The sequence below is a fragment of the Pseudarthrobacter sp. lyk4-40-TYG-27 genome, from assembly GCF_030209295.1.
GTDB lineage: Bacteria > Actinomycetota > Actinomycetes > Actinomycetales > Micrococcaceae > Arthrobacter.
Genome location: NZ_JARVSH010000006.1, coordinates 1 through 15,654, shown reverse-complemented (window position 1 = coordinate 15,654; position 15,654 = coordinate 1). Strand labels below are relative to the sequence as shown.

Sequence of the window (15,654 nt, the reverse complement as noted above, 5' to 3'; positions counted from 1 at the left end):
CGCCGCCATCCCCTCTGGGACGAAGCCGGCGAACAGTTAGATGATGACTTCTGGCACGCCTCCCGTTAGGCGCGGCGACTTGCCCAACGGGAGACGTGGCATGATGAGCGCTATCTTCAGCGCTCATCGTGCCCGCACTTCACATGGCGCCTACGCGCCCGCTCAGTGCTCCGGCCAGTAGTCGTAGACGTCACTGGTCCCACGCATGAATTCGATAAAGACGCAGTCCCTGTCCCCGACGGTCCATGCTTCATGCTCCGGCGGCAGCATCATAAGATCTCCGGCTGAGAATTCCTCCTCGGATCCGGTACGCTGGCGCACCCCCAAACTGCCTTCCAGGATGTAGGCGACATGCGGCATGGGACACATATCCGTGTCGAGAATTCCGGTCTTGACCGCATCCTCCGTCACTGATGCTCCCACCGGGAAACGGACGAGAAGGGCGCTGGCCCCGTCAAGGGTCACCATCCTTTTCGTGATCCGCCCGATAGTAATGAGTTCGTACTTGTCCTCGTCGACAAAATTGGCCTTCTGCATACGTGTGAGGTCTACAGCCATAGTTCTTCCTCTGCTCCTTCGTCGTGTAAAGCGTCCGCAGTGACGCCTTGTTTCAATTCAGCGACCTGCTCTCTCTACCGGACAAGTACGAAAGCTGTACTGACCCCCATACCGCAGGCACGCATAAACGGCGCTCAAATCTACCCACGCATCCACTATACCCCCGGGGGGTATAGTGGATGCGTTGTCAGTGACAAGGCATGTCCCGGCCGGTGCCAACACCCGCTTTCACGGCCCGTCAACCCCAGCGCCCATTGATGCTCCATCAAGGAATGGAAACTGACATGTTTGAATCTGGAAACCGCACTGAGCTTCCCCTCGCCTCGAGTGCGGGATGCAGTTGCTGCACAGCCAACGTCTTTTCGCAGCCCACCTCCTCCGCTGCTGAGCTCACTCTCGAGGGCCTAACCTGCCGGCATTGTGCCCAGACAGTCGAGAAGGCCGTCCTGGTCCTTGAGGGAGTGGATTCTGTGGCTATTGAGCTCGTTCCTGGTGGCCTTTCCCGCCTCCTGATGGGCGGCAAAGCCGCCGCGGCTGCTGTACGCCAAGCCGTCATTGCCGCCGGTTACGTGGTTAGCGGCTAGTAATTCCCTGGAACTTCACGCCGCAAAAACGGCCCAGAAGTTGGCGCCCCCTCCCGAAACAGGAGGCATCGAAGCGCGCCCGCGGGCGAATGAATCCCTCCACAACTGGCCAGCGGGGTCCACCCGAACCCCAGCAGGCCGCGCAACCCCAAAAAACACCCGACTCGGGTACCCCCTGAACTTTCTGCGGGCTCTGCTGCCCGCCAATTTGTAGAGGACATGCTATGACCGGAAAAACAGGACAGCGGCGCGGATTGGTGCCGTTGCTGGTGATCGCGACCGCACAGCTGATGCTGGTGCTCGACGACTCCATCGTGAACATCGCGTTGCCTAGCATCCAGCAGGAACTCGGGGTGAACGCCGTGCATCTGCCCTGGATTGTGAATGCTTATAACCTCACGTTCGGGGCTCTGCTGCTCCTGGGCGGTCGGCTTGGCGATCTCTACGGACGGCGGCATGCATTGCAGGCCGGTCTCGCCCTCTTCGTCATCGCATCGCTGGCCGGGGGTCTTGGCCCCAACAGCGAGACCCTCATCGCCGCCCGAGCGGTTCAGGGGCTGGGAGCAGCACTGGTTGCGCCCAACGCCCTGGCCCTCATTGCGACAACCTTCTCCGAACGCAAGACCCGTGATGCAGCCCTGTCGCTGTACGGCGCGATGTCCGCTCTCGGAATTGTGGTGGGATTGCTTCTTGGTGGCGGCCTGACCGACACCCTCGGCTGGCGGTGGGTCTTTTTCATCAACGTACCCATCGGCATCCTCGTGCTCCTGGGCAGCCGGACCTTGGTGAGCGCAGGACGGCACGCCGGGAGTCTCGATGTCAGGGGCGCCGTATTGGGAACCAGCGGCATGGTCGCCCTGGTGTACGCAATTACCCGCTTTGGCGAGGAGGGTTTCGCTGACCCTCTGGGCCTTGGTCTGGTAGCCGCTGCAGCCCTGCTGCTGGCTGCCTTCATCGCCCTGCAATCCCGCAGCAGCACGCCGCTGGTCCCACTGGGGCTGTTCCGGGACCGTGGCCGCGCTGGCGCATACGCCTCCATGCTGCTGCTAGCCATTGGTCCCATGGGCAGCTTCTACGTGATCACCCTCTATCTCCAGCAGGTTCAGCATTACGGCCCTCTGCGGACCGGTGCCAGCTGGCTGCCGTTCGCGGCAGGGCTGGTGCTCGGGGCAGGGGCCGCGCCTAAGCTGCTGCTGAAGATGGCCACGCGCCTCATCGCAGCAGCGGGGGCACTGCTCAGTGCCGGGGCTGCCTTCTGGTTCTCCTTCATCCAGGTAAACACGAACTACTGGCTGCACCTGGCACCGGCCATGTTCATCCTCGCCCTTGGGTTCGGTCTCGGCATTATCGCCCTGACCCAGGCCGCCGTATATCACACGAAGGAAACCGAGGCCGGAATTGCCTCTGCGCTGCTGAACTCGGCCCAGCAAATCGGCGTTGCCCTCGGACTGGCCGTTTTGGCAGGCGTTGCTGCAACGGTCAGCAACAGCAGCCAGCATTCGGCCGTCACCGAGGCAGGCCAACTGGTCGCCGGATACGGCAGCGCACTTGCCGTCGCGGCTGGGCTGCTGGTGGCTGCAGGAATACTGGCTGCAGCTACCTTGCCTTCCCGAACCGCGGCACAGGCCAACGCCCCCGCTGCGGCCGGAATTCATTAGGCGGACCCGGACAGGGACTGTCTCCAGTGACGAGAAGGTACAGCATGCGCGCCCCTGTGCCTGGGCGCGCATGCTCGGCGACAGGTATCGTCCGCTCGAAAAGCGCAGCTAGAGCCTCGCCTAGATACCACCGGGTCACCGTTCAATAGCCGGCGGACCTCGCGAAACGCTTCGAAGCGGCGGTTGACCCGGGCTTCCCCGCCCCTGTGGGCAGTATTCCTGGCCGCTAACAACCCGGTTCTGCGCTTCAGGGGATCCTCCTCCGACTTTGTGTTCCGCCAGCCTAGCCCTGGTGTATCCCCATTCTGGAGGACATGCAACGGAATTTGTAGGTCTGCGGTACCCACGAGAACCCCAGAGCTGGTCGGACCGATCCTGGTTACCGTCCACCAATCAGCCAGAATTTCGATGTCAGCAGGGCGCGCACACATGGTCTTTACGCTTTCCTGCCACGCTTGCTGGTCCACCCATCGGTATGCTGAAAGGCGTCGATGACGTCCTGGTACGCCAGGTAAGTGACGTCCAAATCAATGTGATCATCATGGTCGGCCCGCAGGCGTTCCAGCCAGGCGGAGCCCGGCCGGGGGCATCCTGACCGTCTCAGATCGAGAGTCGTCACAGCCGAGTGACAGTCCCAAAACCAAGGAGAAGCATCCATGAACAAGAACGAGCTGGCCCAGTTGGGCCTCGACACGGATGGCCTTACGCCGGACGCCGACTACGTCCCGAACCCCTTCACCGCCGATGACGGTGTACACGTCGACCTCGTGTACCGCGCCTACCTGCAGCTCGAGCAGATCAACGCGCTGGGCGGCATCAACTTGCTCGGCGGCTCGCGCGAGCGGCTGGAGGAGATCTATGGCGGACTTGAGGATGGCATGGATCTGATGACGGCGGTGACGCGCTTTGGCGACGATGAGCAGCAGCATCGCGCCCAGCAGCTCATCGCGGCAGGGAAGATCAGCGGCTCCTGACAGGCCTCGACGGAACCCCGACAGCCCCGGCTGTCGGGGTTCTTTCTTTCGTCATGCAGACCGGACTGGCAAGAACCCTTGGATATGCCGAGGCCCGGCATGCGTCGCGCGGACATCAACTGAACCAGGCGAGGCCCACTCTTCCCCTGGACAGGGACCGCGGGAACCTCAGCATTTGGTTCCATAGCCGCTCATTATCCGTCCATGCCGCGGCTCCTGTCTCCCGGCGCGTCCATGCGCCTAAGCAGGAAGAAGTCCGACCCTGGTGTTCATGTGGTGTTCGCACCGTTCTGCCTGATAATGCAAGAATCGCAGCACCCTCGCTCACACCGTTATTCGCTTTCCTCCCGGAGCAGGTAAGACCATGCTTGCGGAACGGTTGCCGGGCCTTTTGCCGGATCTTGGTGACCATGAGTCCATGGAGGTCACGGCCATCCACTCGCTGTGCGGCCTGCCGGCGTCCGCGGTCCAGCTTCTGCGCCGGCCACCCTTTGAAAACCCGCACCACTCAGCCACTGCGGCGGCCATCATCGGAGGCGGTTCAGGACTTCCCCGGCCGGGGGCGGCATCCCGAGCCCACCGCGGCGTGCTGTTCCTTGACGAGGCCCCGGAATATGAACGCCGGGTTCTCGATGCCTTGCGTCAGCCCCTGGAGAGCGGTGAGCTGGTGATCCACCGGGCGGCCGGGACTGCCGCCTACCCGGCCCGCTTCCAGCTGGTGCTGGCCGCAAACCCCTGCCCGTGCGGGAAGGCCTCCGGCAAAGGCCTGGACTGCACGTGTACCCCCGTGATGCGCCGCCGTTACCTCGCCAGGATGTCCGGCCCACTCCTGGACCGGGTGGACATCCAGTTGCAGGTGGAAAGGGTGTCCCTGGCCGAGTTCGGGCAGGCCGGCCGGGAGGAAGATACCGCAACGGTCGCCCTGCGGGTCAGGGCAGCGCGTGAGCGGCAGGGAGAGCGGTTGCGGTGCTTTGGCCTGGAAACGAACTCGCAGGTCCCGGGGCGCATCCTGCGCGGTGACTTGCGGCTCGCTCCGGCAGCCACCCGGATCCTGGACCAGGCCTTGGAGCGCGGGGTCCTGACCGCCCGCGGCTATGACCGCGTCCTCCGGCTGGCATGGACCTTGGCCGACCTGGGCCGGCGGGACCTGCCGGACGCCAACGACATCGGGCAGGCGCTTGGCTTGCGGCAGGCTGCCGCGGCGGTGGCGTGAGGAGGACGGCAAACGTGAACGAACTAAAGGAACTGCGCGTGGCAAACGATTCGGCAAACCATCCAGCAAAGGTTGACGAGCGGTTGTCCCGGGCAGCGTTGTCCCGCCTCATGGAGCCCCAGGACGCCGCAGGCCTGGCCCTCGTGCATGTTGCGGGGGCAACGGATGCCCTTCGGATTGCCACCGGTCGGGTCACGGCCGGGGCTGACCTGGAGCGCGAAATCACCTCGTTGCTGGCTGACAGCGGGGCGAGCAGCTGGGCGGGAATGGCTGCAGCCTTGAAGCGCTGGCAGCCGCGGATCCCTGACCTGGCTCCGGAACGTGACCTGGCCACGTTGGCACGGCTGGGTGGCCGCCTGATCATTCCCACGGACGAGCTGTGGCCCTCCCAGCTGGCCGACCTCGGCATCCAGGAGCCCCTGTGCCTCTGGTGGCGGGGTCAGGAACACCCGCTGCCGGACGCAGCCATGTCCATCGCCCTGGTAGGTTCCCGCGACAGCACCAGCTACGGGGCTGCGGTAACAGGGGATCTGGCTTACTCGCTGGCGCAACGGGGCTTCACGATAGTGTCGGGCGGCGCCTACGGCGTCGATGCACACGCGCACCGGGCCGCCCTCGCGGGGGGATCCTCGGCCGTCCCGACCATCGCTGTGATGGCCGGCGGAGTGGACCGGTTCTATCCGTCGGGAAACGAGGACCTGCTCCGGGCCGTGGCCAACCAAGGCGCGGTCCTGGCGGAGGTACCGCCGGGATCGGCTCCCACGCGGTACCGGTTCCTGCAGCGGAACCGGCTGATTGCTGCGCTTTCGTCAGTGACAGTGGTGGTGGAAGCGCGGTGGCGCTCCGGTGCGCTGAACACAGCCCACCACGCCGAAACCCTGGGGCGGGCAGTGGGGGCGGTCCCCGGATCAGTCCACAGTGCCAACTCGGCCGGCTGCCACCGGCTCCTGCGGGACGGCGGCGCGGTCTGCGTCACCGATGCCGCGGAAGTGGCCGAACTCGCCGCGCCCAGCGGAGCGGGGCTGCCCGAACAACGCCCAGGTGCAGCCGCCGTGCAGGACGGGCTGACCCTGGAGGACCTGATCCTGCTGGATGCACTTCCGCTGCGCTCCACCACGTCGGTGGAAAAGCTCTCGGCGGTGGCCGGATTGGGACAGGACTCGGTGCGCGCCGGCCTCGGCCGGCTGGGGCTGCTCGGGCTGGCCGTCTCTGAACGCGGCGGCTGGAAACGAGGCAAGGTATGACCGTGTCCGGCTGCGGTGAACGAGGGCAAGCCTGAGACAGTGTAGGAGTGGACCATGACGAACTGCCCAAGGAGCTCGGCTCGGCACTGGACGCATTTGCCGCCTACCTGTCGGGGGAGCGGGCCGTGTCGGAGCATACCCGGCGTGCCTACCTGGGGGACCTGCGGAGCCTCCTGGCGCACGCCGCATCCGAGGGCGCGACCGGGCTGAAGGACCTTGAACTAGGAACCTTCCGCCGTTGGCTCGGCAGCCAGAGCTCGGCGGGTGCCGCACGCTCAACGCTGGCGCGCCGGTCCGCTACGGCCAGGGCATTCACTGCCTGGGCCCTCCGGGAAGAACTTCTGGAGACGGACCCCGCCCTGCGCCTGAAAGCCCCCAAACGCGAAGGATCACTGCCGGGAGTACTCCAGGCGTCCCAGCTGGCGCGAATGCTGGAAGGGCTCGAAAACGCGGCACTGGACGGTGAACCGCTGGCCGTGCGTAACCGTGCCATCGTGGAACTCCTCTACGCCACAGGCATCAGGGTAGGTGAACTTGCCGGGTTGGACGTCGACGATCTGGACCCGGACCGCCGGACGCTGCGGGTCATCGGCAAAGGGAACAAAGAGCGCACCGTGCCCTACGGGGTTCCGGCCGCCCTCGCTGTCGACGATTGGCTGCGGCGGGGCCGCCCTGCCCTGGCGACGGGCACCAGCGGGCCGGCGCTCTTCCTGGGCGCCCGCGGTGGCCGGGTTGACCAGCGCCAGGTCCGCACCCTGGTCAACACTCTTTTCGGTGCCCTCGGTGACACCTCCGTGTCCGGGCCCCACGCCTTGCGGCACTCCGCTGCAACGCATTTGCTCGACGGCGGAGCGGACCTGCGTGCCGTGCAGGAGATCCTGGGCCACAGCAGCCTCGCCACGACCCAGATCTATACCCACGTCTCGGTTGACCGCCTGCGGAAGAGCTACCAGCAGGCTCACCCCCGGGCCTGACGGTGTGGCTCATCGCACTGGCGTAATTCCACGGGGTACGGCACAATGAGAGTCACGTCCGGCAACTTTCAAGTCCCGCTTGAAGCTCCCTGAGCTTCATGCGGCTCGGCAAGTCCGGACACAGCTTAATCTGATACACCTGAATATCGGGAACCACCGCCGCAGTGCAGGGCACGGCAGTTCCATCCGGGCAGAGGTCGTTGGGGAAGACGTACCTAGAGCTATGGAGGATGGAATGTCTGTTGCAATGACCCGCGGTGTGCTGTTTGTTCACTCAGCCCCTACGGCCCTGTGCCCCCATGTCGAGTGGGCAATCGGGGCTGTGGTGGATAAGCGGACGGACCTGGAGTGGACCCCGCAGCCTGCCGCGCCCGGAATGTTCCGTGCGGAGCTTTCCTGGACCGGAACCCCCGGCACGGGATCCAAGCTGGCGTCCTGCCTCCGTGGCTGGGCGCACCTGCGCTATGAGGTGACCGAGGAGCCCACCCAGGGCGTGGACGGCGGCCGGTGGTCGCACACGCCAGAGCTGGGGATCTTCCACGCCGTCACCGACGTCCATGGCAACATCATGGTGTCGGAGGACCGCATCCGCTACGCCTACGAATCAGGTGCGGGCGATCCCGCCGCCGTCTATCACGAACTTTCGCTGGCCCTGGGCGAGGCGTGGGACGAGGAACTGGAGCCGTTCCGCCACGCTGCCGAAGGCGCCCCCGTCCGCTGGCTGCACCAGGTGGGCTGACCGACGTCGTCCTGCCGGGCGGCCAAACGAGTACCCATCCATAGCACAAGAGGAGGCCCCGCCAGCCGGCGGGGCCTCCTCTTGCTGTCCACGCGTTGTGCAGGACCGGGGGCTAGATGCTGCGGATGGCCACCACGGCGTTGTGTCCGCCGAAGCCGAAGGAGTTGCTGAGTGCCACGATGCTGCCGGCAGGCAGGTCACGGGCGGAGGTGACAACGTCAAGCGGGATCTCAGGGTCCTGGTTCTCGAGGTTGATGGTGACCGGAGCCTTGCGCTCGTGGACGGCCAGGACGGTCAGGACCGCCTCCACCGCGCCGGACGCGCCCAGGAGGTGCCCCATCTGCGACTTGGTGGCGGAAACCGCCACGTTGTCCACGTGGCTGCCCAGGGCGGCACGCAGTGCCGTGTATTCCGGCTTGTCGCCTACGGGGGTCGACGTCGCGTGGGCGTTGACGTGCACCACGTCCTCGGCCTGGATGCGGCCGTCGAACATCGCTGCCTTGAGCGCGCGGGTGGCGCCGAGGCCTTGGGGATCCGGAGCGGTGATGTGGTACGCGTCGGCAGTGACGGACGTACCGGCGAGCTCGGCGTAAATGCGTGCTCCACGGGCCAGGGCGTGCTCCTCGGCCTCCAGGACCAGCGCTCCGGCCCCTTCGCCCATCACGAAGCCGTCACGGTCGGTGTCGTAGGGACGGGAGGCGCGCTCGGGCTCGTCATTCCTGCGGGACAGTGCCTGCATGGAGGCGAAGGCCGCCAACGGCATGGGGTGGATTGCGGCTTCTGCGCCGCCGCACATCACTACGTCCGCCTTGCCGGAGCGGATGAGTTCGAGGCCGAGGTGCATGGCTTCGGTGCCTGAGGCGCATGCGGACACCGGGGTGTGGGCGCCGGCTCGGGCGCCCAGGTCCAGGCTGACGGCCGCGGCCACGCCATTGGGCATCAGCATGGGAACGGTCATGGGCAGGACCCGGCGCGGGCCCTTCTCCTTGAGGGTGTCCCAGGCATCCAGCAGGGTCCAGACCCCGCCAATGCCGGTGGCGAACGCAACAGCCAACCGGTCCTGGTCGAATTCGGTGATGCCGGAGTCGGCCCAGGCCTCACGGGCCGCAATGACGCCGAACTGCGTGGATGGGTCCATCCGCTTTGCTTCAACCCGGCTCAGGACGTCCAGCGCGGGTGTGCTGCAGCGGGCAGCGAAATGGACGGGGAGCTCGTACTTGGCTACCCAGTCGTCCTCCAGGGTGCGGGCACCGGAGACCCCCTTGAGGGCGTTGTTCCACATGGTGGGTACATCGCCGCCGATGGGCGTGGTGGCACCCAGACCGGTAATGACTACTTTGCGCGTCATGGGATCACTCTTTCGTCGGTGGGGAATCCGCCTGCGCCAACCGCAGGGTCCCGCACATTTGATGATCGGCCAGTCCCGGTCGGGGGCACTGTGCCGGTTAGATGCGGCGGGCTGCCGATCCGGTCAATCCGGATCGGCAGCCCAGCCAAGCCGTGAGACGGCGGAAGCCTGGATTAGGCCTGTGCTCCGGCAATGAAGCTGACGGCGTCGCCGACGGTCTTGAGGTTCTTGACCTCTTCGTCCGGAATGCGGACGCCGAACTTTTCCTCGGCGTTGACCACGATGGTCATCATGGAGATGGAGTCGATGTCCAGGTCCTCGGTGAAGGACTTGTCCAGCTCGACGGCCTCCGGGGCCAGGCCGGTCTCTTCGTTGACGATTTCAGCCAAGCCGGCCAGGATCTCTTCGTTGCTAGCCATTGGTGGCTCCTTTTCTTGTATTGCCGGCAGGGGCTGCCGGAAACGGTCGGGTCGCGGTCGCGGCCCTTGGGCGTATCTAGGGAAGGACAATTACCTGCGCGCCGAAGACCAGCCCGGCGCCGAAACCGATCTGCAGCGCCAGCCCGCCGCTCAGCCCGGGGTTCTCCTGCAGGAGACGGTGCGTTGCCAACGGGATGGAGGCCGCGGACGTGTTGCCGGCGTCGGCAATGTCCCGTGCCACTGTAACCGTCTCGGGCAGCTTCAGCTTCTTCACCATCTCGTCGATGATGCGCATGTTCGCCTGGTGCGGGATGAACGCAACCAGGTCTTCCGCCTCGATGCCGGCAGCGTCGAGCGCCTGCTGGGCAACTTTCGCCATCTCCCACACGGCCCAGCGGAACACGGTCTGGCCGTCCTGCCGGAGCGTGGGGTAAAGTTCCTGCGCTTCTTCAAGGAGGGCAAGGTCGCCGGTGGAATCGGACTGCCGGGCCGCCATGCCGAGATCGCGGACGTCCAGCAGGGAACGGGTCATGCCGATCGCATCCCATTTACTGCCGTCCGAACCCCAGACCGACGGGGCGATGCCGGGAGTGTCGGAGGGACCCACGACGACGGCGCCGGCGCCGTCCCCGAGCAGGAAAGAGATGGTGCGTTCCCGGTTGTCGATGACGTCCGAGAGCTTTTCCGCGCCCACCACCAGGACGTACTTGGCGGCGCCGGAACGGACCAGGGCGTCGGCCTGGGCAATGCCGTAGCAGTAACCGGCGCAGGCTGCGGAGATGTCAAAGGCCGGTGCCGGTGTGGCGCCGATGCGGTCCGCCAGGCTGGCAGCGGCTGAGGGTGTCGCGTACGGGTGCGTCACGGTGGACACGATGACTGCGCCGAGCTGCGAAGCCTCGATCCCGGCCTTCTGCATGGCCTCGCGGGCAGCGCCCTCAGCCATGTCGATCACGCTCACGTCCGCGGCCGCACGGTGCCGGGTCACGATGCCGGTGCGCTGGCGGATCCACTCATCGGAGGAGTCGATCCACTGGCACACGTCCTCATTCGTGACGATGACGTCCGGACGGTACGCCCCCAGCCCGAGGATGCGGGTGTGCTCATGGATGGGAGCCTGCTTCAGCGTGGGGACGCTCATGCGTTGCCCTCCAGTTCTGCGAACAGTGCCAGGGCGGCAGAGAGGTCTTCGGGAGTCTTGACCGCTACCGTCTTGACGCCGGGCATGCCTCGCTTGGCGAGTCCGGCCAGGGTGCCTGCGGGGGCGAGTTCGATGAGTCCGGTGACACCGCGCTTGACCATCGCGTCCATGCAGAGGTCCCAGCGCACCGGGCGGGAAACCTGGGCGATGAGGCTCTCGACGGCGGCACCGCCGTCGGTGACCTCGCCGCCGTCGTAGTTGGACAGCAGGGGCACCTTGGGGGCTGCCGGGTTCAGCTGCGGCGCCAGCGCCTTAAGCGCGTCAACGGCCGGTGCCATGTGGCTGGTGTGGAACGCGCCGGCCACCTTCAACGGAATCACCCGGGCCTTGGCGGGCGGGTTCGCGGCCAGCGCCTTCAGCTGGTCGAAGGTTCCGGCCGCAACGGTCTGGCCGGCGCCGTTGACGTTCGCAGGGGCCGCGCCGGCTGACTCAATGGCAGCCAGCACCTCGGCGGGGTCGCCGCCCACGACGGCGCTCATGCCGGTGGGTGTGACGGCAGCCGCGGCGGCCATGCTGTTGGCCCGTTCGCGGACAAAGGTCATGGCTTCCTGCTCGGTCAGCACGCCGGCGAGGGCGGCAGCAGTGATTTCACCCACCGAATGGCCGGCGAGGATAACCGGAAGGGAATTGAGCTCCACGTCGAAGAGGGAAGCCGCCGTGACCAGGCCTGCGGCAACGATCAGGGGCTGCGCAACGGCAGTGTCCTTGATGGTTTCCTCGTCGGAGGTGGTCCCGTGGGCGATCAGGTCGATCCCCGCGATGTCGCTCAGGGCGGCCAGCTGGCCTGCCACCGAAGGTAGTTCCAGCCAAGGGGCCAGAAAACCCGGGGTCTGCGAGCCCTGTCCAGGGCAGACTATTGCAAGCACGTAACCAGCTTTCCAAATTACTGTGTGATCCAGCGGTGTTTCACCGCACCAAGCTCACGGGGTCAGGTTGTAGGAAGTCTACAATGACTCACGCTTGGTTCCGGGACGACTGCCGCTCCGTGGCGGCCTTTGGCGGGGCAGAAAGGCGGCCCACCACGAGCGCTGCCTGGAGCACAAAAGCCTCCCTGGGCAGCAGCGGGTCCCAGCCGGTGACGTCGCAAACACGCTTCAACCGGTACCGGACGGTGTTGGCGTGGACGAAGAGTTCCCGTGCCGTTGCCTCCAGCGAATGTCCCAGCTCAAGGTAGGTTCCCAGGGTTTCCACCAGGCCGTTGGACGCTGCCACGAGGGGCCGGTAGATATTCTTGACCAAGGAACGCCGTGCGGCATCATCGCCGGAAATCACCCGTTCCGGCAGCAAATCGTCGGCCGCTACCGGCCGAGGCGCCGACGGCCAAGCCCGGGCGGCAGTGAGGCCGGCAAACGCCGATTGCGCCGATCCGCTGGCCTCCAGCAGGGAACCGGCCTCGGGGCCGTAGACCACGGGGCCGGGTGCGAACATTTCGCTCAGCTTCACATAGGCCGATTCGCGGTCCTGCACCCCGCCCAGGATGAGGATCAACCGGTCACCCTGGATCCCCACCAGTGCGTCCTCTGCGAAACGCCCGGCCATCCGCCGCAGTTCGCTCACGTAGCTGGCGCTGGGTTCGGACGGCGAGTTCCCCACCATGACCGTGAAACGCTCCTGCGCCTTCCAGCCGAGGGCCGCGATGCGGGAGCGGAGCGCATCAGTGTTTTCACCCCGAAGGATCGCATCCACGATCAGGGCTTCCAGCCGGGTGTCCCAGGATCCCCGCGATTCCGCGGCCCGGGCGTAGACATCGGCTGCGGCGAACGCGACTTCACGCGAGTACCGAAGGACTGCTTCGCGCAGGGACGGCTGGTCTGCCTCCGGCGCAATGACGGGAACCTGGTCCTCGACAACCTCCACCACGATCCTGATCAGCTGCAACGCCTTCTGCAGGCTGATGGAGCGGGTCAGTTCCGTGGGCGCCGTCCCAAACACATCCGTCAGGATCCACGACGGAGAGCTTGGACGCTCGTACCAGGTGACGAATGCCGCGATCCCGTTCTGCGCCACCATGCCCAGGGCCGACCTCTCGTCGGAGCTGAGCCGGCTGTACCAGGGCAGCGACTGCTCAAGCTTGCGCATGGTGGTTGTGGAAAGCTGGCCGACGTTGGCCCGCAGCTGCTTAAGGGTTTCGGACTTCTCCGGTGTGACCTTCGGCGGGCTCGGTTTCCGTTTGGCGGACGGGCTGGCTGGTGCTGGCATTCTTTGAGCATACGGCCCCCACCGCGCAAGCTCCATTTGTGCGAAGGCTACAATCCGCTTTGCGCTGCGTCACAGCAGGCAGGCACCCCGGAACGGACAACGGCGGCCCCCTCCGTGATGGAGGGGGCCGCCGTTGGTTCTGCTGCGAAAGGCTGTCAGGCCTCCCCGCCGGCATTGCCGGTGGTACCGGCATTGACGTTGAGCAGCTTGTACTTCTCGATGGCCTTGACCGGGGCGTCAACATCCACCTCGCCACGGCGCGCCAGCATTTCAAGGGCACGCACCACGATGGAGTGGGTGTCGTTTTTGAAGTAGCGGCGGGCTGCTGCGCGGGTGTCGGAGAAGCCGAAGCCGTCGGCGCCGAGGGTGGCGAATTCGTTGGGGACGAATTGCCGGATCTGGTCGGGGACGGCTTTCATGTAGTCGGTGACGGCGACGATGGGGCCGGTGGCGCCTTCGAGTTGCTGGGTGACGAACGGGGTGCGGGCGGGTTGGCCGGGGTTGAGGAAGGCTTCTTCTTCGGCGGCGAGGCCGTCGCGGCGCAGTTCGTTCCAGGAGGTGACGGACCAGACGTCGGCGGAGACGTTCCAGTCGTCGGCGAGGATGCGTTGGGCTTCGATGGCCCAGGGCACGGAGACGCCGGAGGCGAGGATCTGGGTGCGGGGACCGTCGATCTTTGCCGGGGCGAGCAGGTAGATGCCCTTGATGAGGCCTTCGATGTCGAGGTTTTCGGGTTCGGCGGGTTGGACGATGGGTTCGTTGTACACGGTGAGGTAGTACATGAGGTTTTTGTCCGTGGAGTCCGGCCCGTACATGCGTTCGAGGCCGGAGCGGATGATGTGTCCGATTTCGTAGCCGTAGGCGGGGTCGTAGGTGAGGACGGCGGGGTTGGTGGAGGCCAGCAGGGGAGAGTGGCCGTCGGCGTGCTGGAGGCCTTCGCCGGTGAGCGTGGTCCGCCCTGCGGTGGCGCCGATGATGAAGCCGCGGGTCATTTGGTCCGCGGCGGCCCAGAAGGCGTCGCCGGTGCGCTGGAAGCCGAACATGGAGTAGAACACGTAGACCGGGACCAGCGGCACGCCGTGGGTGGCGTAGGCGGTTCCGGCGGCGGTGAAGGCTGCCACGGCGCCGGCTTCGTTGATGCCGGGGTGGATGAGTTGGCCGGCGGGGGATTCCTTGTAGGCCAGGACGAGGTCGCGGTCCACGGAGAGGTAGTTCTGGCCCTTGGGGTTGTAGATCTTCGCGGTCGGGAAGAACGCGTCCATGCCGAACGTCCGGGCTTCGTCGGGAATGATCGGGGCGATGTGCTTGCCGAAGTTCTTATCCCGCATCAGGTCCTTGAGCAGGCGAACGAATGCCATGGTGGTGGCGGCCTGCTGCTTGCCGGACCCGCGCTTGGCAACCTCGTAGGACTTCGCGTCCGGCAAGGTGATCTCGGAGTGCTTGCTGCGCCGCTCGGGCACGGAGCCGCCCAGTGCTGCACGGCGTTCCATCATGTACTTGATTTCCGGCGCGTCATTACCGGGGTGGTAGTACGGCGGCCGGTACGAATCCTTCTCGAGCTGTTCGTCGGTGATCGGGATCCGGAGGTGGTCGCGGAACTTCTTCAGGTCATCCAGGGTCAGTTTCTTCATCTGGTGGGTCGCGTTGCGGCCTTCGAAGTGTGGTCCGAGTCCGTAGCCTTTGACGGTGTGGGCGAGGATGACGGTGGGTTTGCCCTTGAACTCGGTGGCGGCTTTGTAGGCGGCGTAGACCTTGCGGTAGTCGTGTCCGCCGCGTTTGAGGTTCCAGATCTGGTCGTCGGTGAGGTCCGCGACGAGGTCTTTGGTTTGCGGGGTTTTACCGAAGAAGTGTTCGCGGACGAAGCCGCCGGATTCGGCTTTGTAGGTCTGGTAGTCGCCGTCGACGGTTTCGTTCATGATTTTCACGAGCGAGCCGTCGGTGTCGCGGGTGAGCAGGTCATCCCATTCCCGGCCCCAGACGACCTTGATGACGTTCCAGCCCGCGCCGCGGAAGAACGCTTCGAGTTCCTGCATGATCTTCCCGTTGCCCCGGACCGGGCCGTCGAGGCGCTGGAGGTTGCAGTTGATCACGAAGTTCAGGTTGTCCAGGTTCTCGTTCGCGGCGAGCTGGAGCAGGCCGCGGGACTCGGGCTCGTCCATTTCCCCGTCGCCCAGGAACGCCCAGACCTGCTGGTCCGAGGTGTCTTTCAGGCCCCGGTTGTGCAGGTAGCGGTTGTTCTGGGCCTGGTAGATCGCGTTCATCGGCCCGATGCCCATGGACACGGTGGGGAATTCCCAGAAGTCCGGCATCAGCCGCGGGTGCGGGTAGGAGGACAGGGCGTGGCCGGCGCGGGACTTTTCCTGACGGAACCCGTCGAGGTCTTCCTCGGAGAGGCGTCCTTCCATGAACGCCCGGGCGTACATGCCGGGGGAGGCGTGGCCCTGGAAGAAGACCTGGTCCCCGCCGCCGGGGTGGTCCTTGCCGCGGAAGAAGTGGTTGAACCCGACCTCGTACAGGGTCGCGGCCCCGGCGTAGGTGGAGATATG

At 65.8% G+C, this 15,654-nt stretch carries 13 protein-coding genes and 1 pseudogene; 7 read left to right on the top strand and 7 right to left on the bottom strand.

What is annotated here, in order from left to right; translation table 11 throughout:
• Positions 1-162 precede the first annotated feature (162 nt).
• Positions 163-558 carry a cupin domain-containing protein gene (locus tag QRM96_RS11870; RefSeq protein ID WP_133830823.1) on the bottom strand — a complete coding sequence of 132 codons (396 nt, stop codon included), beginning with the start codon at positions 556-558 and terminating at the stop codon, positions 163-165.
• A gap of 284 nt (positions 559-842) precedes the next feature.
• Between QRM96_RS11870 and QRM96_RS11865 the strand changes: the two genes are divergently transcribed.
• From QRM96_RS11865 to QRM96_RS11835, 7 genes and pseudogenes are all read left to right on the top strand, one after another.
• Positions 843-1,142 (top strand): heavy-metal-associated domain-containing protein, encoded by a 300-nt coding sequence (locus tag QRM96_RS11865; RefSeq protein WP_133830822.1) that lies wholly within the window; start codon positions 843-845, stop codon positions 1,140-1,142.
• Between the two features lie 224 nt (positions 1,143-1,366).
• Positions 1,367-2,800: an MFS transporter gene (locus tag QRM96_RS11860; RefSeq protein WP_166183129.1), complete on the top strand. Its 1,434-nt coding sequence runs from the start codon at positions 1,367-1,369 to the stop codon at positions 2,798-2,800.
• A gap of 656 nt (positions 2,801-3,456) precedes the next feature.
• On the top strand, positions 3,457-3,774 hold the full coding sequence (locus QRM96_RS11855) for a hypothetical protein (RefSeq protein ID WP_133830821.1): 318 nt from the start codon (positions 3,457-3,459) through the stop codon (positions 3,772-3,774).
• 340 nt (positions 3,775-4,114) lie between these two features.
• Positions 4,115-4,987: pseudogene (locus QRM96_RS11850) on the top strand (YifB family Mg chelatase-like AAA ATPase); the annotation flags it as partial.
• A gap of 110 nt (positions 4,988-5,097) precedes the next feature.
• Entirely contained in the window at positions 5,098-6,231 is a 1,134-nt protein-coding gene (gene dprA, locus QRM96_RS11845; RefSeq protein WP_285320036.1) for a DNA-processing protein DprA, read from the top strand.
• Between the two features lie 47 nt (positions 6,232-6,278).
• Positions 6,279-7,205: a tyrosine recombinase XerC gene (locus tag QRM96_RS11840; RefSeq protein ID WP_109044991.1), complete on the top strand. Its 927-nt coding sequence runs from the start codon at positions 6,279-6,281 to the stop codon at positions 7,203-7,205.
• 235 nt (positions 7,206-7,440) lie between these two features.
• Positions 7,441-7,944: a DUF3145 domain-containing protein gene (locus QRM96_RS11835; protein WP_026264214.1), complete on the top strand. Its 504-nt coding sequence runs from the start codon at positions 7,441-7,443 to the stop codon at positions 7,942-7,944.
• Positions 7,945-8,056: 112 nt separating this feature from the next.
• Here QRM96_RS11835 and fabF read toward each other — a convergent pair whose 3' ends face one another.
• From fabF to aceE, 6 genes are all read right to left on the bottom strand, one after another.
• A complete protein-coding gene (fabF, locus tag QRM96_RS11830) occupies positions 8,057-9,292 on the bottom strand; it encodes a beta-ketoacyl-ACP synthase II (protein WP_018759986.1) in 1,236 nt (411 codons plus the stop codon).
• A gap of 173 nt (positions 9,293-9,465) precedes the next feature.
• Positions 9,466-9,711, bottom strand: a complete 246-nt coding sequence (locus QRM96_RS11825) for an acyl carrier protein (protein WP_009359314.1) — start codon at positions 9,709-9,711, stop codon at positions 9,466-9,468.
• Between the two features lie 76 nt (positions 9,712-9,787).
• A complete protein-coding gene (locus tag QRM96_RS11820) occupies positions 9,788-10,849 on the bottom strand; it encodes a beta-ketoacyl-ACP synthase III (RefSeq protein WP_109044990.1) in 1,062 nt (353 codons plus the stop codon).
• The gene (locus QRM96_RS11815) at positions 10,846-11,775 is read right to left on the bottom strand and encodes an ACP S-malonyltransferase (RefSeq protein ID WP_285319832.1); all 930 of its coding nucleotides are present in this window, start codon (positions 11,773-11,775) and stop codon (positions 10,846-10,848) included. The genes QRM96_RS11820 and QRM96_RS11815 overlap by 4 nt, the downstream gene beginning before the upstream one ends.
• 88 nt (positions 11,776-11,863) lie before the next feature.
• Positions 11,864-13,108: a PucR family transcriptional regulator gene (locus QRM96_RS11810; RefSeq protein WP_018759983.1), complete on the bottom strand. Its 1,245-nt coding sequence runs from the start codon at positions 13,106-13,108 to the stop codon at positions 11,864-11,866.
• Between the two features lie 155 nt (positions 13,109-13,263).
• A partial coding sequence (gene aceE, locus QRM96_RS11805) for a pyruvate dehydrogenase (acetyl-transferring), homodimeric type (RefSeq protein WP_285319830.1) occupies positions 13,264-15,654 on the bottom strand: 2,391 nt, incomplete at its 5' end.